The sequence below is a fragment of the Stenotrophomonas chelatiphaga genome (genome assembly GCF_001431535.1).
Taxonomy (GTDB): domain Bacteria; phylum Pseudomonadota; class Gammaproteobacteria; order Xanthomonadales; family Xanthomonadaceae; genus Stenotrophomonas; species Stenotrophomonas chelatiphaga.
This window is the reverse complement of sequence record NZ_LDJK01000055.1, coordinates 1-19,793: the sequence shown is the minus strand read 5'-3', so window position 1 is coordinate 19,793 and position 19,793 is coordinate 1. Positions and strand designations below refer to the sequence as shown.

General features: G+C 66.7%; 18 protein-coding genes. 9 read left to right on the top strand and 9 right to left on the bottom strand.

Annotated elements, in window-relative coordinates; all coding sequences use genetic code 11:
- Positions 1 to 18 precede the first annotated feature (18 nt).
- Complete coding sequence (locus ABB28_RS12190; protein ID WP_057508888.1) at positions 19 to 2,130, bottom strand: S9 family peptidase; 2,112 nt, start codon at positions 2,128 to 2,130, stop codon at positions 19 to 21.
- 155 nt (positions 2,131 to 2,285) lie between these two features.
- On the opposite strand from ABB28_RS12190, the gene ABB28_RS12185 reads away from it, so the two are divergent.
- Positions 2,286 to 3,479, top strand: coding sequence for a pyridoxal phosphate-dependent aminotransferase (locus tag ABB28_RS12185; protein WP_057508908.1), 1,194 nt, complete (start codon positions 2,286 to 2,288; stop codon positions 3,477 to 3,479).
- Positions 3,480 to 3,537: 58 nt separating this feature from the next.
- Here ABB28_RS12185 and ABB28_RS12180 read toward each other — a convergent pair whose 3' ends face one another.
- Complete coding sequence (locus ABB28_RS12180; RefSeq protein ID WP_057508887.1) at positions 3,538 to 5,640, bottom strand: prolyl oligopeptidase family serine peptidase; 2,103 nt, start codon at positions 5,638 to 5,640, stop codon at positions 3,538 to 3,540.
- A gap of 69 nt (positions 5,641 to 5,709) precedes the next feature.
- Positions 5,710 to 5,988: a hypothetical protein gene (locus ABB28_RS12175; protein ID WP_057508886.1), complete on the bottom strand. Its 279-nt coding sequence runs from the start codon at positions 5,986 to 5,988 to the stop codon at positions 5,710 to 5,712.
- Positions 5,989 to 6,205: 217 nt separating this feature from the next.
- Here ABB28_RS12175 and ABB28_RS12170 point away from each other — a divergent pair, with 217 nt between their 5' ends.
- A complete protein-coding gene (locus tag ABB28_RS12170; RefSeq protein ID WP_425479545.1) occupies positions 6,206 to 6,754 on the top strand; it encodes a lipocalin family protein in 549 nt (182 codons plus the stop codon).
- A 51-nt stretch (positions 6,755 to 6,805) separates the two neighbouring features.
- Here ABB28_RS12170 and ABB28_RS12165 read toward each other — a convergent pair whose 3' ends face one another.
- Together ABB28_RS12165 and ABB28_RS12160 are read right to left on the bottom strand one after the other, a co-directional pair.
- Positions 6,806 to 7,495 (bottom strand): methionine ABC transporter permease, encoded by a 690-nt coding sequence (locus tag ABB28_RS12165; RefSeq protein ID WP_057508884.1) that lies wholly within the window; start codon positions 7,493 to 7,495, stop codon positions 6,806 to 6,808.
- A complete protein-coding gene (locus ABB28_RS12160) occupies positions 7,492 to 8,499 on the bottom strand; it encodes a methionine ABC transporter ATP-binding protein (RefSeq protein WP_057508907.1) in 1,008 nt (335 codons plus the stop codon). The genes ABB28_RS12165 and ABB28_RS12160 overlap by 4 nt, the downstream gene beginning before the upstream one ends.
- Positions 8,500 to 8,930: 431 nt before the next feature.
- Between ABB28_RS12160 and ABB28_RS12155 the strand changes: the two genes are divergently transcribed.
- Positions 8,931 to 10,223: a hypothetical protein gene (locus ABB28_RS12155; RefSeq protein ID WP_057508883.1), complete on the top strand. Its 1,293-nt coding sequence runs from the start codon at positions 8,931 to 8,933 to the stop codon at positions 10,221 to 10,223.
- Positions 10,224 to 10,280: 57 nt separating this feature from the next.
- Here the strand turns inward: ABB28_RS12155 and ABB28_RS12150 are convergent, their stop codons facing one another.
- Positions 10,281 to 11,177, bottom strand: coding sequence for a DMT family transporter (locus ABB28_RS12150; protein ID WP_057508882.1), 897 nt, complete (start codon positions 11,175 to 11,177; stop codon positions 10,281 to 10,283).
- 79 nt (positions 11,178 to 11,256) lie between these two features.
- Between ABB28_RS12150 and ABB28_RS12145 the strand changes: the two genes are divergently transcribed.
- From ABB28_RS12145 to ABB28_RS12135, 3 genes are read left to right on the top strand one after another with little or no spacing between them, the layout of a single operon-like run.
- On the top strand, positions 11,257 to 11,739 hold the full coding sequence (locus ABB28_RS12145; protein ID WP_057508881.1) for a YajQ family cyclic di-GMP-binding protein: 483 nt from the start codon (positions 11,257 to 11,259) through the stop codon (positions 11,737 to 11,739).
- A 34-nt stretch (positions 11,740 to 11,773) separates the two neighbouring features.
- Entirely contained in the window at positions 11,774 to 12,355 is a 582-nt protein-coding gene (locus ABB28_RS12140) for a DUF1415 domain-containing protein (RefSeq protein ID WP_057508880.1), read from the top strand.
- Entirely contained in the window at positions 12,352 to 13,155 is an 804-nt protein-coding gene (locus ABB28_RS12135) for an SDR family oxidoreductase (protein ID WP_057508879.1), read from the top strand. The genes ABB28_RS12140 and ABB28_RS12135 overlap by 4 nt, the downstream gene beginning before the upstream one ends.
- A gap of 12 nt (positions 13,156 to 13,167) precedes the next feature.
- Here the strand turns inward: ABB28_RS12135 and ABB28_RS12130 are convergent, their stop codons facing one another.
- The gene (locus ABB28_RS12130) at positions 13,168 to 15,201 is read right to left on the bottom strand and encodes a M3 family metallopeptidase (protein ID WP_057508878.1); all 2,034 of its coding nucleotides are present in this window, start codon (positions 15,199 to 15,201) and stop codon (positions 13,168 to 13,170) included.
- Positions 15,202 to 15,279: 78 nt separating this feature from the next.
- The gene (locus ABB28_RS12125; RefSeq protein WP_057508906.1) at positions 15,280 to 16,389 is read right to left on the bottom strand and encodes a PLP-dependent cysteine synthase family protein; all 1,110 of its coding nucleotides are present in this window, start codon (positions 16,387 to 16,389) and stop codon (positions 15,280 to 15,282) included.
- 123 nt (positions 16,390 to 16,512) lie between these two features.
- Between ABB28_RS12125 and gloA the strand changes: the two genes are divergently transcribed.
- Both gloA and ABB28_RS12115 read left to right on the top strand, forming a co-directional pair.
- On the top strand, positions 16,513 to 17,031 hold the full coding sequence (gene gloA, locus ABB28_RS12120; protein WP_057508877.1) for a lactoylglutathione lyase: 519 nt from the start codon (positions 16,513 to 16,515) through the stop codon (positions 17,029 to 17,031).
- A 97-nt stretch (positions 17,032 to 17,128) separates the two neighbouring features.
- A complete protein-coding gene (locus tag ABB28_RS12115; RefSeq protein ID WP_057508876.1) occupies positions 17,129 to 17,557 on the top strand; it encodes a VOC family protein in 429 nt (142 codons plus the stop codon).
- Between the two features lie 69 nt (positions 17,558 to 17,626).
- Here the strand turns inward: ABB28_RS12115 and ABB28_RS12110 are convergent, their stop codons facing one another.
- Positions 17,627 to 18,058: a CBS domain-containing protein gene (locus ABB28_RS12110; RefSeq protein ID WP_057508875.1), complete on the bottom strand. Its 432-nt coding sequence runs from the start codon at positions 18,056 to 18,058 to the stop codon at positions 17,627 to 17,629.
- A 491-nt stretch (positions 18,059 to 18,549) separates the two neighbouring features.
- Here ABB28_RS12110 and ABB28_RS12105 point away from each other — a divergent pair, with 491 nt between their 5' ends.
- The gene (locus ABB28_RS12105) at positions 18,550 to 19,671 is read left to right on the top strand and encodes an NADH:flavin oxidoreductase/NADH oxidase (protein WP_057508874.1); all 1,122 of its coding nucleotides are present in this window, start codon (positions 18,550 to 18,552) and stop codon (positions 19,669 to 19,671) included.
- The last annotated feature ends 122 nt before the right edge of the window (positions 19,672 to 19,793 follow it).

Sequence of the window (19,793 nt, the reverse complement as noted above, 5' to 3'; positions counted from 1 at the left end):
GCCGTCACTACCGATCGATCAGGGGCCGGACACGCCGAGCTGGTCCAGCACGAACGCATAGGATTCGGCCAGTTCCTGGTAACGCTGGAAGCGCCCGGACTTGCCACCGTGGCCCGCCTCCATGTTGGTGCGGAACACGATCGGGTGGGTACCGGTGTTGTCATCGCGCAGCTTCGCCACCCACTTCGCAGGCTCCCAGTACTGCACCTGCGAATCCCACAGCCCGGTGCCCACGAACAGCGCCGGGTAGGCCTGCCTGGCCACGTTGTCGTACGGCGAGTACTTCAGCATGTAATCGTAGAAGGGCTTCTGCTCCGGGTTGCCCCACTCGTCGTACTCGTTGGTGGTAAGCGGGATGGTCGGGTCGAGCATGGTGGTCACCACATCGACGAACGGTACCTGGGCGACCATCACCCGGTAATCCTGCGGCGCCTGGTTGGCCACCGCGCCCATCAGCAGGCCACCGGCACTGCCGCCGGAAGCAGCCACGCGGTCCTTGGCTGCCCAGCCCTGCTGCACCAGCCCACGGGTGACATCGATGAAGTCGTTGAAGGTGTTCTGCTTGTTCAGCAGCTTGCCGTCTTCGTACCAGTCGCGTCCCATCTCCTGGCCGCCGCGGATGTGGGCGATGGCATACACCACGCCACGGTCGAGCAGGCTCACCGCGGTCTGGTTGAAATACGGGTCCATCGACATGCCATAGCTGCCGTACGCGTACTGGAACAGCGCGGCGGTTCCGTCCTTCTTGAAGCCCTTGCGATACACCAGCGACACCGGCACCTTGACCCCGTCGCGCGCGGTGATCCACACCCGGTCGGTTTCATACTTCGATGGGTCATAGCCGATCACCGGCTGCTGTTTCAGCTGGCGACGCTCGCCGCTCTGCGTGTTGATCTCGAACACCGTGGTCGGGGTGGTCATCGAGGTATACGCATAGCGCAGCCACGGCGTATCGGCTTCGGTGTTGTCGTCCAGGCCCATCGAATACGCGGGCTCATCGGCCTTCACGTAGTCGGTGCGGCCGTCCTTGAACAGCAGGCGGATGCGCTCCAGGCCTTCGGAACGTTCGGCGATGGCGGTGAAGCCGTCGAACAGTTCGAAGCCTTCGATGTACACCGCCGGGTCATGCGCGATCCAGTCCTTCCACTGCGCGCGCGAGGTCGCATCGGTGGGCGCGGTGACCAGCTTGAAGTTCTTTGCCCCGTCGTTGGTGCGGATCACCCAGCGGCCATCGAAGTGGTCCGCATCGTATTCCACTTCGCGGTGGCGCGGCGCCAGCACGGTGAAGGTGGTCGGATCGCTGGCCGGCGCATAGCGCTCTTCGGAGGTCACCGTGCTGTGCAGGCCGATGGTGATGAAGCGGTCGTCGCGGGTACGGCCGATGCCCATGTAGAAGCTGTCGTCCTTCTCTTCGTACACCACCACGTCGCTGCTGGCCGGGGTGCCCAGCACATGTTTCTTCACCCGCACCGTCAGCAGGGTTTCCGGATCGTTTTCCACATACAGCACGGTGCGGTTGTCATCGGCCCACACCAGGTTGCCGGACGAACCGGTGATGGTGTCCGGCAGCACCTCACCGGTGCGCAGGTCCTTGAAGCGGATCACGTACTGGCGACGGCCCACATCGTCATCGGCCCAGGCCAGCAGCTGGTTGTCCTGGCTGACTTCCATCGTACCGACGCTGAAGTAGCCCTTGCCGGCCGCCATCTGGTTGACGTCGAGCAGGATTTCTTCGGCTGCCTGCATGTCGCCCTTGCGGCGCGCATGGATGGGATAGTCCTGGCCGGTCTCGAAGCGGCTGTAGTACCAGTAGCCGCGCTCACGCGCCGGCACGCTGGAATCGTCCTGCTTGATGCGCGCGACGATCTCCTTGTACAGGGTCTCCTGCAGCGGCTTGAGCGGCGCCACGACCTGGTCCGTGTAGGCGTTCTCGGCCTGCAGGTAGGCCAGCATCGCCTTGTCTTCGCGCTTGTCGTCGCGCATCCAGTAGTAGTCGTCGTTGCGGCTGGCACCGAACGGGGCCTTGACCACGTGCGGGCGCTTTTCGGCGTCCGGCGCGACGGGCGGGGGGGCGGCGTGGGTGGTGGTGGTCATCAGGCTCGCAAGCAACAGGCAGAGGGTGGACTTCACGAAGTAAGGCTCCTGGGACGGGATTGCAACGGCTTCCTTGTGCCGCCAGTCTGGGCGCACGCGCTGCAGGGGACAAGGCTGCCGATGGTCATGGTCGCCCGACGTTGCCCGCCAGCGGCCGGCACTACTAAGATGCCCGGCGTACCATGGGCGGCATGAGCCCCCTGCATGACGACAACCGACCGGCCTACAGCCGGCGCAGCCACGAGATCGCCCCCTTTCACGTGATGTCCCTGCTGGCCCGCGCGCAGGCGCTGGAACAGGCCGGCCACGATGTGATCCACCTGGAAATCGGCGAACCGGACTTCACCACTGCTGCCCCGGTGGTGCGTGCCGGCCAGGCCGCCCTGGCCGCCGGACACACCCGCTATACCGCCGCGCGCGGCCTGCCTGCGCTGCGCGAGGCGATCGCCGGTTTCTACCGCAGCCATTACCTGCTGGATATCGACCCGCAGCGGATCCTGGTTACTCCGGGCGGGTCCGGCGCGTTGCTGCTGGCCAGCAGCCTGCTGGTCGACCCGGGCAGGCACTGGCTGCTGGCGGACCCGGGTTATCCGTGCAACCGGCATTTCCTGCGCCTGGTGGAAGGCGGCGCACAGCTGGTGCCGGTCGACGCCGGTACCGCCTACCAGCTCACGCCGGAACTGGTGGCCCGACACTGGAACGAACACAGTGTGGGTGCGCTGCTGGCCTCGCCCGCCAACCCCACCGGCACGGTGTTGTCGGCCGCCGAACTGTCCCGGCTTTCGCAGTCGCTGCACGCGCGGGGCGGCCACATGGTGGTCGATGAGATCTACCACGGCCTGACCTACGGCATGGATGCCGCCAGCGTGCTGCAGGTGGATGACAGCGCCTTCGTGCTGAACAGTTTTTCCAAGTATTTCGGCATGACCGGCTGGCGACTGGGCTGGCTGGTGGCCCCACCCGCTGCGGTGCCGGAACTGGAGAAGCTGGCGCAGAACCTCTACATCAGCGCCTCAAGCATCGCCCAGCACGCCGCGCTGGCGTGCTTCCAGGACGAGGCGATGGCGATCTTCGAACAACGCCGCGAGGCCTTCCGGCAACGCCGCGATTTCCTGCTGCCGGCGCTGCGCGAACTTGGTTTCCGCATCAACGTGGAACCGCAGGGCGCGTTCTACCTGTACGCCGACGTCAGTGCCTTCACCGATGATGCGCAGGCCTTCTGCGCGCATTTCCTGGAAACCGAGCACGTGGCCTTCACCCCCGGCCTGGACTTCGGTTTCCATCGGGCCAACCAGCATGTGCGGCTGGCCTATACGCAGGAAATCCCGCGCCTGCAGGAGGCGGTGGAACGGATCGCGCGCGGGCTGCGCACGCTGGTGCGGTAGTGACGGCCGCTGGCCGTCACTCCGGGGATCATGACGGCCAGCGGCCGTCACTACCGAGTCATTTGCCGCCCAACCGCTCCCACAGGAAGCTGTAGGCCAGCGCGGACATGTGCGCGGCCTGCGCGTTGTTGGCCGCACCGCCGTGGCCGCCTTCGATGTTCTCGTAGTAGGTCACGTCCTTGCCGGCTTCGATCATCTTCGCTGCCATCTTGCGGGCGTGGCCCGGATGCACGCGGTCATCGCGGGTGGAGGTGGTGAACAGCACCGGCGGGTACTCCTTCTTCGCATCGAACAGGTGATACGGCGAGAAGGTCTTGATGTACTCCCAATCGGCGGTGTCCGGATTGCCGTATTCGGCCATCCACGAGGCACCGGCCAGCAGGTGGCTGTAGCGCTTCATGTCCAGCAGCGGTACCTGTACCACCACCGCGCCGAACAGCTCCGGGTACTGGGTCAGCATGTTGCCGGTCAGCAGGCCACCGTTGCTGCCGCCCTGTACGCCCAGGTGCCTGGCCGAGGTGATCCTGCGGGTGACCAGATCCTGCGCGACGGCGGCCATGTCTTCATAGGCCTTGTGACGGTTCTGCTTCAGCGCCGCCTGGTGCCAGCGCGGGCCATATTCGCCACCGCCACGGATGTTGGCGACCACGTACACCCCGCCCTTCTCCAGCCAGGCGCGTCCCATGCCGCCGGAATAGTTCGGGGTCAGCGAGATCTCGAAACCACCGTAGCCATACAGCAGCGTCGGATTGGAACCGTCGAGCTTCATGGCCTTGTCGTGCACCACGAAGTACGGCACCCGGGTGCCGTCCTTGCTGGTGGCGAAGTGCTGTTCGATGACCTTGCCTTCGGCATCGAAGAACGCCGGCATGGTTTTGAGCACTTCCGGCGCCTTGCCGATCTCGGCTATGGCCAGCGTGGTCGGGGTCAGGTAATCGGTGGCGGTCAGCCACACGGCATTGCTGTCGTTGCTGTCCACCGCGCCCACGCCCAGCGTACCGAACGCCGGTGCACCGACGAACTTGCTGGTGGCCCAGCCATTGCGGCCGGGGGTCAGTACGCTGAGGCGGTTCTTGACGTCGTCCAGCACGTTCAGCACGACGTGATCGCGGGTCCACACCGCACCGGCCAGCGAGGTGGTATCGGTCGGCGCGAACAGTACGTCGAAGTCACGCTTGCCGGCCAGGAAATCCTCCAGCCTGGCCGCCAGCAGCGCACCGGCGGGGTAGGTCTTGCCACCCACCGTCCACGGCTCGCGCAGCTCCAGGCTCAGCCACTGCTTGTGCAGGCCCTTTTCAGCGGAGTTCGGCGCGTCGATCCGCGTCAGCTTGCCATCGTCGGCACGCAGGTAGAGCTCGTTGTTGTAGAAGGCGAGCGTGCGGCTGACCAGGTTGCGTTCGAAGCCCGGCGTGTCATCGTGCAGGGCCGCGATGTACATGTCATCCGGCTTGCCTTCGTACACCACCTGCGCCGCGGCCAGCGGCGTGCCGCGCTTCCACAGCTTGGCCACCCGCGGGTACCCGGACGTGGTCATCGCGCCATCGCCGAAATCGGTATAGACGAACACGCTGTCACGATCGATCCAGCCCAGCCCACCCTTGGATTCGGGACGGAAGAAGCCATCGGTGACCCAGCTGCGGCTTGCCAGGTCGAACTCACGGGTGACATCGGCATCGGCGCCGCCGCGCGACAGCGCGATCAGGCAGCGGGTGTAGTCCGGGCGCAGGCACTCCACGCCATGCCACACCCAGTTCTCGCCTTCGGCCTTGTTCAGCGCGTCCAGGTCGAGCACGGTTTCCCACTGCGGCGATGCCTTGCGGTATTCGGCCAGCGTGGTGCGGCGCCACAGGCCACGTTCGTGCTGCTTGTCCTTCCAGAAGTTGTAGTAGTAGTCGCCAATCTTCTCGACGCCGGGAATCTTGGCGTCCGAATCGAGCACTTCGCGGATGCTGGCCTCCATCTGGCTGAAGGCCGGGGTCTGCGCAAGTCGGCCTTCGGACTTGGCGTTCTGCTCCTTCACCCAGGCCAGCGACCTGTCGCCGGTGACATCTTCAAGCCAGGCGTAGCGGTCGGTCTGTTCGGTATCAGCGGCCACGGCGGTCCCCACCGAGGCAGCGGTCATCATGCCCGCCAGCAGGCAGGCGGAAGCGAGTCGTGACATTGCGGTTCCAGGCAGTCATAAGCTGCAGAACGCTATCACAGGGCCTGCGCCCTGCCCCCGTGTCGAAGGTCAGGCCGTGCGGACCGTGCGCGTGCCCCGCCGCCGCGCCTGCACCCGGCGGCGCGGCCAGCGCGGCAGCGGGAAGCGCAGCAGTGACCACCATGCCACGAGCGGCATGCCCAGCACCCACAGCGGCATCCAGCCGAGCCATGTGCTGCTGCCGCGCGCGGCCGGCCACACCAGCACCATCGCCAATCCCGCCAGCGCCGCATGCCTGACGCAACGCAGCAGACGGGGGTCCGGAGGGCTGTCCGGTGAGGGCGTACGGGCAGGATGACGTTGGCGCATGGCGGTCTCCGGGGTTGAAGGGTGATCCAGGTCGCCACCTTGCGCCCGTCGTTTCTCACCAGCTGCGACATCCATCGGTCAGACACCATTGACGAATCCCTCGCGCGCATTCGACCATGCTTGCGCACGCCCTCCTGGAGCCCGCTTTCCCATGCCGTCGATCCGCCCGTTGTGTGCTGTCCTGCTGACCACCCTGATCGTCGGGCCGGGTTGTGCGATGTTCCGTTCCAGCGCAGCCAGCGCCCCGGAGCCGGTTGCCGTGGCCGAAGCGGGCGAGCTGGGTGCACCGATCAACCTGCAACGCTTCATGGGCACCTGGTATGTGATCGGCCGCGTGCCCAATTTCATCGAACGTGGCCATGTGGCCAGTGTCAATGAATACACTCTGCGCGAGCCGCAGAAGATCGGCATCACCTATCGCTATCGCGATGGTTTCGGTGAACCGATGCAGGAAATCCAGGCGCGCGCCTCGGTCGACGAAGACAGCGGCAACCACGACTGGCGCACCTGGTTCTACCGCGTGGTACCCACCCATTCGCGCGTGCTGGAAGTGGCGCCGGATTATTCATGGGCGCTGGTCGGCTATCCCGGCCGTGAGATGGCGTGGATCTTCGCGCGCAAGCCGGAAATGGACAATGCCCTGTACAAGCAGCTGGCCGAGCGCCTGCGCGACGAGTACGGGGTCAACACCGACAAGCTCAAGCGTGTTCCGCAGCAGCGCAGCCAGGTGGACAGACTCGGTTACGAAGTGCCCAACCAGCGCTGACTGCACGCGCCGGTCCTGTTGCAACACTGCCGGGCGCTGCCCGGCATTTTGTTATCTGCGGCTGTAATGGGCGACCAGGCGGTCGCCCAGCATCTGCAGCAGCTGCACCAGCACCAGCAGCAGCACCACGGTGACCAGCGCCACGTCGGTATGCGAACGCTGGTAGCCGTCGCGGAAGGCCAGGTCGCCGAGGCCCCCGGAGCCGATCGCACCGCCCATCGCGGTGAAGCCGATCAGGGCCACGGTGGTGACCGTGGCGCCGGCGATCAGGCCGGGACGCGCTTCAGGCAGCAACACCCGGGTGACCAGCTGCCAGGTGGTCGCCCCCATCGCCTGGGTCGCTTCGATCACGCCGCGATCCACTTCGCGCAGCGCGGTTTCCACCAGCCGTGCATAGAACGGCGCCGCGCCGATCACCAGCGGTACGATCGCACCGCGCACGCCCAGCGAGGTGCCCATCAGCGCCAGCGTGACCGGGATCAGCACGATCATCAAAATGATGAACGGCACCGAGCGCAGCAGGTTCACCACCAGCGCCAGCGCCCCGTAGGCGATCGGCCGGCGCCGCAGCTGCGGCGAACCGAACAGGTACAACAGCACGCCCAGCGGCAGGCCGATGGCCAGCGTCAGCGGCAGCGAACCGGCCAGCATCAGCAGCGTGTCCACGGTGGCCTGGCCGATATCGGCCCACTTGCCGGCGTCCAGGTGGCGGAAGAAGCCGCCATTGCTTGCGAAGATCATCGGCGCAGCTCCTCTACATGCACGCCTGCGGCGGCGAATGCCTGTTGCGCGGCGGCCTGGTCGCCCCCTACCAGCGACACCACCAGCTGCCCGTACGGGGTGTCCTTGATGCGGTCGATGCGGCCGGACAGGATGTTGTAATCCACGCCGGTCTGCCGGGCGACGCTGCCCAGCAGCGGCTGGTAGGTATCAGCGCCGAGGAACGTCAGCCGCACGATGGTGCCGCCGACGGTGTCGAAGTCGCCGTGCAGCGTGCCCTCGTCGATGTGTTCGGACTCGCTGACGAAACGACGCGTGGTCGGATGTTGCGGGTGCAGGAACACGTCGGTGACCGGCCCCATTTCCACCATCTCGCCGGCGTCGAGCACCGCCACGCGGTCGCAGACCCGACGGATCACATCCATTTCGTGGGTGATCAGCACGATGGTCAGGCCCAGTTCGCGGTTGATCTTCGACAGCAGCGCCAGCACCGAAGCGGTGGTCTGCGGATCCAGCGCGCTGGTGGCTTCGTCGCACAGCAGGATCTGCGGCCCGGTAGCCAGGGCGCGGGCAATGCCGACCCGCTGTTTCTGCCCGCCGGACAACTGCGCCGGATACTTGTCCGCGTGGGCCTGCAGACCAACGGTCTGCAGCAGCTCGGCGACCCGTGCATCGATCTGCGCGCGCGGCGTGCCGGCCAGTTCCAGCGGGAAGGCGACGTTGGACGCCACCGTCCGCGAGGAGAGCAGGTTGAAGTGCTGGAAAATCATCCCGATGCGCCGACGCAGCGTACGCAGCCCGGCCGTCTCCAGCGCGGTCACGTCTTCGCCCGCGATGAGCAGGCGGCCGCCGCTGGGATCTTCCAGCCGGTTGATCATGCGGATCAGGGTCGACTTGCCCGCGCCGGAATGACCGATGATGCCGAACACCTCCCCTTCCTGGATGGTCAGGTCGAGCGGCTGCAGCGCGCTGATCGCGCGGCCGGCTACGGCATAGGATTTGTGCAGGCGCTGGAACTCGATCACGGAGCGGCTCACCAGAGGGGGCGACGGGGGGCGTGCAGCCTACCAGCGCGCGCGTCCCTGCGCCCGCGCCAGTCACCACAATGATATTCCGTTTGCTTCTAAGCAGGCACGATGAGCGCCGGCTGCAAGCTGGCCGAGTGGCGGATTCCGTATTGATGAAGGCCCTTCTTTGCCTCTCCGGAGCCCGTTGCATGCCTTGCCTGCCCCCTGCTGCATCCGCCTGCGTCCCCACCCCGCCCGCTTCGTCCGGCGCACCAGCACGTGTGCGCCACGCCCTGGCTGCGGTGCGTGGCGGCATGGCGGTGCCCGGCCAGTGGGCCAATCAGCCCCTGCGATCCCTGCCTTCGCCATCCGCGACCAGGGCCCCCGGCGGAGACGCCGCGCACGACCTGGCCCGCCATGTGCTGGACCGGCACCCTGTTGCCGCACAGATGTTGCTGGCCGGCCTGGCCCGTGATCACGGCGGCGATGCTGAGCCGGCGTCACTGATCCAGGCACTGGCCCGCCATCGCAGCCTCGTGCAACGGGTGGACGAACGCCTCGCCACCCAGGGCGCCGCAGGCTACCAGGCGCTGCAGCGGCAGCTGCGCATGCGCGCGCCGTGGGTCGCTGCCAGCACGGTGTTCGAGCAGGCGCTGTCCGCCCGCAGGCGCCGCGATCTCGATCGTAGTGACTGCCGCAACGACAGCCGCCAGCGCACGTCCGTGGCGGAGGACGCAGCGCCGGACGTCGGTCCGCCCGGGCAGCAGCGGATGCACGGGGAGCGGTTGCGCCTGCGCACCATGGTGCAGGCCGCGACCGCGGCACTGTTGCTGGGGGCGCAGGCCAGAGGCGCCGAGGCGCTGCAGCGAAGCGATCAGCAGGCGTTGATACCTGCCGTTGCATCAGCCGGGCTGCCTGCCCTGTGTTCACCGGGACCGGCACGCGCCGTCGCCGTCAGCGGGACCGCCCTGGTGATGACCGGCCTTGCGTTGTGGGCCACGTTGCCATCGCGCCCGGCAGCGGGCTCCATCGCAGGCGTATCGGATCCGCTGGCGCCGGCCGCGCCATCGGCCGCGCTGGAAACGCTGCGCTATCTCGACCAGCACCGAGGCCGTGATGGCGATACGTTGCTGGAGGGACTGCTCTGGCGGGAAGCGGGCGACCCGCTGGCGCCGGCGCAGATCTTCGCCAGCCTGCCTGCCGACAGCCTCGCCCGGATGCAGGACCTGGCCGGACCGGATACCCCGTTGGGCCCCTGGCTTGCCGCCCTGCTGGACCTGCACGGCCCGACGGGGGCCACTGCGCCGTTTGGGCAGCTACGGCAGGTACGACGGGTGCGCAGCGTTGGCGATGCCAGCCACGCAGCCGGCTCGTCCTCTGCCCCGGCGGGCATCCAGGTTGCGGCGTGCCGGGCCATTGCCCCCGCCATCCAGCCGCTGGCAGGCGTTGAGAGAGCAACCCTGGCCGTCACCTCGGATGCGGTGGTGGCGCAGGTGCCGGACGACGAGCTGAGCGCTTTCGCCGGTTGCCTGCAGGCACTGCAGGATTCGCTGCAGGTGAAACGCAGCGCACTGCTCACCCAGCTCGAACAGGCCGCTGGCAGCTTCCCCCTGCAGCCCGAAGTGGACGCCGTGCGCAGGCAAACGCTGGGCCGGCTTGTCACACGTACCCGCCAGCTCTCCCAGCGCGTGCATGACGCCCTGGTGCAGAGCAACGTGCGCATCCTGGCCGTGCTTGGCTGACCCTGCGCCTGCTTTTGCCAGGAGATCGTCCCGGTTCAGAAGCGGCCGATGCCGCTGTCAGGGGTGGTCCAGCGGCATCGGCGGCGCCTGCCGGTTGACCCGCTCCCGGTGCAGCAGGTACAGCCCCGATGCCACGATGATGGCCGCCCCGCTCCAGGTCCAGGCATCGGGCAGCTGCTGCCAGAACAGCAGGTCCCAGCCGATCACCCACACCAGCCCGGTGTATTCCAATGGGGCGATCATCGACGCCTCGCCCAGCTGGAAGGCACGGGTGAGGGCGATCTGGCCCAGCGCGCCGGCCAACCCCATGCCGGCCACCAGCGGCGCGTCGGCCCACTGCATCGGCACCCAGCCCGGCCAGGCCAGCAGGCCGGCGCCAATGGCCATGATCACCAGGAACCAGACCACCATCGACTGCGAGGTATCGGTCCGGGTCAGCAGGCTCACCGTGATGGCGGCCACCGCATACGCCGTGGCGGCCACCAGCACCATCAGCCCGGGAATGGAGATGAAGCCGTCGACGCCGGGCCGCAGGACCACGATGACCCCCAGCAGGCCGATGCCGATGGCCACCCAGCGCCGTGGCCCGACCCGCTCGCCCAGCAGCGGCACCGACAGCGCCGCGATGATCAGCGGGGCGACGAAATAGATGCTGTAGGCGGTTGAAAGCGGCAGGTCACGCAGCGCGAAGACGAAACAGCCGATCATCACCATGCCCAGCACGCCGCGCAGCAGGTGCAGTCCCCAGCGCCGCGGAATCAGTGAGCGCGGCCCGGCACTGGCCAGCACCCACACCAGCACGAACGGCAGCGAGGCCGCACCGCGCAGGAAGGTGACCTGCAACGACGGGTACCCAGCGGACAGCTGCTTCATGCCCGCATCCATCAGCGAGAAACAGGCGACGGCGGCGACCATCCAGAAGACGGCGCGCGAGGGAGAGGCAGGGGCGTTCATGACCCATTATCGCCCCTGCCCTGCCGACCTTCCAAGGCGGGTTGGGTAGAATGGGGGCACTGAATCCAGGAGTTTCCCCATGCCCTCTTTCGACGTCGTCTCCGAAGTGGACAAGCACGAGCTGGTCAACGCAGTCGACCAGGCCAACCGTGAACTGACCACGCGCTTTGATTTCAAGGGCGTGGCTGCGAAGTTCGAGCTGGAAGACAGCGTGATCTCGCAGTCTGCGCCGAGCGAGTTCCAGCTGCAGCAGATGACCGACATCCTGCGCGCGCGGATGGCCGCCCGCCAGATCGACACCAAAAGCCTGGAATTCGGCGAGGTGGAAACCAACGTCGCCGGCGCCCGGCAGAAGATCACGGTCAAGCAGGGGATCGAGCAGAAGATCGCCAAGAAGATCGCCGCCACGCTGAAGGAAGCCAAACTGAAAGTGGAAAGCCAGATCAACGGCGACAAGCTGCGGGTGAGCGGCAAGAAGCGCGACGACCTGCAGGACGCCATGGCCCTGCTGCGCAAGAACGACTTCGAACTGCCGCTGCAGTTCGACAATTTCCGCGACTGATGGATCACCCCAAAGCCAGCCCACAGAGCCCGCCATGACCGATTCCCTCGTACCTGCCGAAGGCCCGCCTGCCGACGACCCGATCGCCGCTACCCGCCTGTGGCTGGAGCGCATCGTCATCGGCTTGAACCTGTGCCCCTTCGCCAAGGCGGTGTACGTGAAGGAGCAGGTGCGTTACGTGCTCAGCGATGCGACCACGCCCGAAGCACTGGTGGAGCAGCTGGCTGAAGAACTGGTGCTGCTGCGCGACGCGCCCGCCGAGCAGATCGACACGACGCTGATCATCCACCCGGACGTGTTGACCGACTTCCTGGACTACAACGACTTCCTCGACAACGCCGACGCCGCCATCGAGGCACTGGACCTGCAGGGCATCCTGCAGGTGGCCAGCTTCCACCCGCAGTACCAGTTCGAAGGCGTTGCGCCGGACGATGCCAGCAACTACACCAACCGCGCCCCCTACCCGATCCTGCACCTACTGCGCGAAGACAGCGTGGCCCGCGCGGTGGATGCGTTTCCGGACCCGGATGTGATCGTGGAGCGCAACATCCAGACCCTGGACCGGATCGGCGTGGAAGGCTGGTGGCGGCGCCTGCGCGGGCAGGACCTGTCATGAGCATCGTACCCGCGGTTGCGGCGTGGCCCGCCGCGCCCCTGGCGGGCAAGGTGGTGCTGGTGACCGGCGGTGCCAACGGTATCGGCCGCGGCATCGCGCAGGCCGTGCTGGGCGCGGGCGGCCAGGTGATGATCGGCGACCTCGACGTGGCAGCAGGCAAGGCCTGCCTGGCCGAATGGGATCGCCCCGCCGACGCGGCCTTCCGCAAGCTGGACATCACCGCCGAAGCCAGCGTGCGCGGCTTCATCGCAGCGGCCCTGAAGCGCTTCGGCCGCATCGACGGGCTGGTCAACAATGCGGGCATTGCCGATGCGCATGGCACCGCGCTGGCCGACATGGAGTGGGCGCAGTGGCAGCGCAGGCTGTCGTCCCTGCATGGCGCCTTCCTGTGCAGCAAGCACGCCCTGCCGGCGCTGGGTGCCGACAAGCGCGGTGCGATCCTCAACATTGCTTCGACACGCGCGCAGCAGTCCGAACCACACAGCGAAGCCTACGCCGCCGCCAAGGGCGGGCTGCTCGCCTTCACCCACGCACTGGCGCTCAGCGCTGGACCGGCGGTGCGCGTGAACAGCATCAGCCCCGGATGGATCAGCACGGGCGCATGGCAGGCACCGATGCGCCGGCGCACGCCATCGCTGTCGCGTGCCGACCATGCGCAGCACCCGGTGGGCCGGGTCGGCCAGCCCGAAGACATCGGCGCGTTGGCGGTGTACCTGCTGTCGGACATGGCCGGTTTCATCACCGGCCAGGACCACATCGTCGACGGCGGCATGACCCGCAAGATGATCTACGTCGACTGAAAAGCAGGCGCGTCAGCCGGCCATGCCGGAATGCCGCAGCAGCGCATCGATGCTCGGTGCGCGGCCGCGGAAGGCCTGGAAATTCTCCGCAGCACTGCGGCTGCCACCGCGGCCGATGATCTCATCGCGGAAACGCGCGCCGGTCGCCGCCACCGCGTCCGGCGCCTCCTCGAACGCGGCATACGCATCGGCGCTGAGTACTTCGGCCCACTTGTAGCTGTAATACCCCGCCGCATAACCGCCGGCGAAGATGTGGCTGAACTGGTGCGGGAAGCGATTCCACTGCGGCGGATGGTTGACCGCCACCTCCGCACGCACGCGATCCAGCAAGCCCAGCACGGTGTCCTGCTGCGGTTCGAACTGGCTGTGGACCAGCATGTCGAACACGCCGAACTCCAGCTGTCGCACCGTGGCCATGCCACTGTGGAAATTGCGCGCCGCCAGCATTTTCTCATACAGCGCGCGCGGCAACGGTTCGCCGGTTTCCACATGGGCGGTCATGCCCTGCAGGTGGCTCCATTCCCAGCAGAAGTTCTCCATGAACTGGCTCGGCAACTCCACCGCATCCCATTCCACGCCATTGATGCCGGCCACGCCCAGTTCGCCGATGCGGGTCAGCAGCTGGTGCAGGCCATGGCCCATTTCGTGGAACAACGTGGTCACTTCGTTGTGGCTGAACGTAGCGGGCGCGCCATCGGCACCGCGGCCGAAGTTGCATACCAGGTAGACCAGCGGCGTCTGCACGCTGCCATCGGCGTGCACGCGGCGGTTGCGGCAATCGTCCATCCAGGCGCCGCCGCGCTTGCCTTCACGTGCGTACAGGTCAAGGTAGAACTGGCCCACCAGTGCATCCTGTGCATCCACCAGCCGGAAGAAGCGGACATCGTCGTGCCACACCGGTGCGCTGTCCGGCTGCACCCGCACTCCGTACAACTGCTCGATCACGGCGAACAACCCACCCAGCACCTTGGGCTCGGTGAAATACTGTTTCACTTCCTGTTCGGAATAGCTGTAGCGCGCCTGTTTCAGCTTGTCCGCGGCAAAGGCCAGATCCCAGGCCTGCAGGCTGTCCAGCCCCAGGACGTCGTGGGCGAACTGCTCCAGTTCTGCGCGATCCTTGCTGGCAAAGGGCTTGGCGCGCGCAGCGAGATCACGCAGGAACGCCAGCACCTCGGCCGGATCCTGCGCCATCTTGGTCGCGATGGAATACTCGGCGTAGGAAGCGAACCCCAGCAACTGCGCCAGCTCCGCGCGCAAGGCGAGGATGCGGTCGATGTTGGCGCTGTTGTCCAGCGCCGCCTCACCGAATTCCGAAGCGCGCTGCGCACTGGCGCGGTACAGGGTCTCGCGCAGGCTGCGATCTTCGGCATAGGTCTGTACCGGCAGGTAGCACGGCATCTGCAGGGTCAGCTTCCAACCCGGCGTTCCCTCCTTTTCAGCAGCAGCACGCGCGGCAGCGCGGACATCCTGCGGCAGGCCGGCAAGGCGCGTTTCATCGTCGATCAGCAACGACCACGCATCGGTGGCGTCCAGCACGTTCTGCGAAAACCGGGCCGCCAGTGCGGAAAGCTCTGCCTTGATCGCCGTGAAGCGCGCTTTGTCGGCGCCATCCAGCTGCGCGCCGCCCAGGCGGAAATCCCTCAGGGTGTTGTCCAGCACCTTGCGCCTTGGCGCATCCAAGCCGGCCGCCTCCACCGGGGATGCCAGCGCCTGGTATTGCTGGAACAGCGCGAGGTTCTGGCCCAGTGCGCTGCCGAAGTTGGTCACCCGTGGCAGGTTCTGGTTGTAGGCCTCGCGCAGCGCCGTGGTGTTCATCACCGCCTGCAGGTGGCCGACCTGGCCCCATGCCCGCCACAGGCGCTCGGTGGCATTGTCCAGCGGCACCACGAACGATTCCCACGTCACCGGCTGCACCTGTTCGGCGGCGGCGACGGCGGCTTCCGCGTCGGCCAGCAGCACGTCCAGCGCCGGTCCGATGTGTTCAGGCCGGATCTCGGAAAAACGCGGCAGGCCGGAAAAATCAAGCAACGGGTTGGTGGCGGTCATGGGAACTCCAGTAGCGGGTACCACGCAGCGTGGCATGGTGCTGGATATGGCGCCGCGCCGTCGCGATGGCAAGGGGGATCAGATCGTTTCCAGGCTGCTGGTCGGCAGGCTGGGCAACGCGCCACCGGCCAATACCGCTGCCAGCGCCGCATCCGCAGCGGCCACGTCGATCCCCATCCGTTCATACCAGGAAGGATCGTAATAGCTGTGCGCGTAGCGTTCGCCGCTGTCACACAGGATGGTGACGATGCTGCCGCCGCGCCCTGCCGCACGCATCCACTGCGCGGCCTGCAGCACGCCGATGAAATTGGTGCCGGTGGAGCCGCCGACGCGCCGCCCCAGGCGGCGGCTGACCTGGCGCATGGCGGCCAGCGCCAGGGCATCGGGCACCTTCACCATGGCATCCACGCTGGTCGGGATGAAGCTGGGTTCCACCCGCGGACGGCCGATGCCTTCCACCCGCGACCCGCCTTCACAGGTCAGGTGGCGCCACGGCTCACCGGCCAGCGCGGCACGGTAACCGTCATAGAACACGGAGACTTCCGGATCCGCGCAGAGGATGCGCGTGTCATGCCGGCGGTAGCTGACGTAGCGCCCCAGCGTGGCCGCCGTACCGCCGGTGCCCGGGCTGCACACGATCCATTCCGGAATGGGATGCGGCTCTTCGGCCATCTGCTTGAAGATGGATTCGGCGATGTTGTTGTTGGCGCGCCAGTCGGTGGCCCGCTCGGCGAAGGTGAACTGGTCCATGAAGTGGCCGCCGGTCTCGCGTGCCAGCTGTTCGGAGGCAGCATTCAGGCCGCAGGCACTCTGCACAAGGTGGCAGCGGCCGCCATGGAATTCGATCGCGGCGATTTTTTCCGGTGAGGTGCTGGCCGGCATCACCGCGATGAACGGCAGGCCGAGCAGGCGCGCGAAATACGCTTCGGAGACCGCGGTCGAGCCACTGGAGGCCTCGATCACCGGGCGTCCAGCGCGCAGCCAGCCGTTGGCCAGCGCGTACAGGAACAGCGAGCGCGCCAGGCGATGCTTCAGGCTGCCGGTGGGATGGCTGGACTCGTCCTTGAAATACACCTCGATGCCGTCGAACCCGGGCAGGTCCATCGGAATCAGGTGGGTATCAGCCGAACGGTTGAAATCGGCCTCGATCTTGCGGATGGCGGCAGCCACCCATTCACGCTGCGACATGGCGGAATCGTTGTCCGTGGTGGAACGGTGCGGTGCACGCATTCTACGCCGGACCGTCGTCATCCGCCGGTCGGTAGAATGGGCGTTTATGCCGTTTCCCGCCCGACCCGATAGGAGCCCCCCATGTCCCTTTCCGACCTGCAGACCGTCCCCGGCGTCGCCGCCCAGCCGCCGGCCGAGACCGCCGGCTTCGTCTTCAACCACACCATGCTGCGGGTGAAGGACGCGACCGCGTCGCTGGACTTCTACACCCGCGTGCTGGGCTACCGGCTGATCGACAAGCGCGACTTCGCCGAAGCCCAGTTCAGCCTGTACTTCCTGGCGCTGCTGCCGGCCGGCACGGTCGTGCCTGAATCCGATGCCGAGCGCCGCCTGTGGATGGCCGGCATCCCGGGTGTGCTGGAACTGACCCACAACCATGGCACCGAAGCGCAGGACGGCCCGGTGTACCACGACGGCAACAGCGACCCGCGCGGCTTCGGTCACATCTGCGTGTCGGTGCCGGACATCCAGTCCGCCTGCAAGCGCTTCGATGACCTGCAGGTGCCCTACCAGAAGCGCCTGGAAGACGGCCGCATGAAGCACCTGGCCTTCATCAAGGACCCGGACGGCTACTGGGTCGAGATCATTTCCAACGCCTGACCCCCAAAAAAGGGGACGGAGGACATTAAGTCGTTTCTGGCACAATCGGGCCGCAAACGACTTAATGTCCTCCGTCCCCTTTTTTTGGAGCGTGCGCATGGAAACCAACGAGCTGCATCGCGGGCGATTGATCGACCACATCCAGCTGATCGTGCGGGATCTTGCCGCCAGCCGGCGCTTCTACCAGGCGGTGTTCGACACGATCGGCATCCCGATCGCCGGCGAAGGCGACACGTACTTCTGGGCCGACGAGCTGTTCATTTCCAGCGCGAACAGCGAGGCCGCCGCCGGCACGCTGACCGGCCGCCACCATCTGGCCTTCCAATCACGCAGCCGCGCCACCGTGGATGCGTTCCACAGCGCCGCGCTGGCCGCAGGCGGCAAGGACAACGGCGCGCCCGGCGAACGCCCCTACCACCCGGGGTACTACGCCGCGTTCGTGCTCGACCCGGATGGCAACAACATCGAAGTGGTGTACCACGGCGAGGCCACCTACAGCGCCGGGTCGGTGAAGGTCACGTTCTGACTTCCGCGATGCCCTGAAACGAGGAAGCCGGGCACTGCCCGGCTTCCGATGTCGCGATGTGCCGACGGCTCAGTGCGCGGCCAGGTAGATGTCCTGCAGCACGGCCTTTTCCAGCTCCAGCTCACCCAGCAGGTTCTTGACGATATCGCCCAGGCTGAGGATGCCGACCAGCGTCGCGCCTTCGGTCACCATCAGGTGGCGGCGTCGCGAATAGGTCATCAGGGACATCGCCTGCTTCAGCGTCGCCTCTGGCGCGATGCCGTCTAGGCCCGTCGAGGGCACGCTGGAAATCACCCGGCGGCCGGCCTGCGGACCGTCATCGGCGAGGCTGCGGACGATGTCCTTTTCGGAAATGATGCCGACCGGGGCACCGTCCTTCATCACCACCAGGGCGGCGATCTTGTTCGCGCTCATCTTGTGCGCGGCAGCACCGATCGTGTCTTCCACGTCGATGGTGATGACAGCTTCTTTCTTGGATTGCAGCAGCTCGCGGACGTTCATTCTTGTTTCCTGTTGCAGGTCACTGTTTCGAAAAATGTGCTCTGCCGATGCGCCCCCTCCCCGGGAACAGACCTTCCAGCGCACGTCTGGTAAAGCGCGGACGGGGCAGGTCAAACCGCTCGACCCCGCCCGGCAGGCTCGATTCCATCACCGCGACCATCGGTCACTACCCGCATCGACGGCACAGCACATCGTGGAACCAGCCAACAATCCAGAGAATGGCACTGGCGCAGAAACCGCTGCTGAACGCAGACCACGCGGCGCGCTCAAGATGCGTCGCCCTCTGCCGAGATGCGGGCAGAACGCCGGGGTTGTGTCCCAGTTGCAGCGCCGACGCCTGTGATGACGCGTTCGGCACGCATGCTTCGTCTTTACACCCATGACATGCAGCGTCCTGCCGCCGCGTGGTGGTTTCCGCCTGCACCGCACCCCATGGTTAGGGCAGTGCACGGCGCCCCGCGCCGCGCTCCCCCTCCTCCCTGGATGTCCCCATGTCCCACCTGTTTTCCCCGTTCCAGCTGAAAGGCGTGACCCTGCGCAACCGCATCGCGGTGCCGCCGATGTGCCAGTACAGCGCCGTAGATGGCGTGCCCAACGCCTGGCATCTGGCGCATTACACCGGACTGGCCCGCGGCGGTGCCGGGCTGGTCATCGTGGAGGCCACCGGTGTTTCCGCGGAAGGCCGCATCACCCCCGGCTGCCTTGGCCTGTGGAACCAGGCGCAGGCTGACGCCCTTGCCCCGATTGCCGCCGCCATCGCCGAGACCGGCGCCGTACCGGGCATCCAGATCGGGCACGCCGGGCGCAAGGCCAGTGCCAACCTGCCGTGGGAAGGCGATGACCATATCGACGAAGACGATGCGCGCGGCTGGCCGACCCTGGCACCGTCGGCCATCGCCTTCGGTGGCGGTCTGTCCAAGCTGCCGCAGGAGATGACCATCGACGACATCAAGCGCGTGCAGGCTGACTTCGTTGCAGCCGCCGAACGCGCGCGCGATGCCGGCTTCAAATGGCTGGAACTGCATTTCGCGCATGGCTACCTGGCGCAGAGCTTCTTCTCTGCCTACAGCAACCAGCGCGATGACGCCTACGGTGGCAGCTGCGACAACCGCGCCCGCTTCCTGCTCGAAACGGTTGCCGCGGTACGCGCGGTGTGGCCGGCCGAGCTGCCGCTGACCGCGCGCATGGGCGTGATTGAATACGACGGGCGCGACGAAGAAACCCTGTCCGAATCGATCGAGCTGGTCCGCCAGATGCGCGAACGGGGTCTGGACCTGCTCAACGTCAGCATCAACTTCGTCATTCCCACCGGCGTGGTGCCGTGGGGCACGCCGTCCTTCCTGGCACCGATTGCCCAACGCGTCCGCAACGAAGCCGGGATCCCCGTGGCGGTGGGCTGGTGCGTGGATGGCGCTGAAGCCGCCGAAACCATCGTGCAGGAGCAGCAGAGCGATCTGGTGATGATCGGCCGCGCGCACCTGGCCAACCCGCATTACCCGTACCAGCTGGCGCAGGAACTGGGGGTCGACAACCCGGCTTGGGCCACCCTGCCCGCGCCGTACGCGCATTGGCTGGCGCGCTATCGCGGGCCGGGGCGCGCTTCGGCGCAGTAAGCAGGAGGCTTGACGTCAACGTCAACGTCAACGTCAAAAGCTGCACGCCGCTTGTTGGCGGGGCGGGGTGGCTGTGCAGGACACGCCGCAAGTACATCCGTATAGGCTCGCTTTTCGCATCC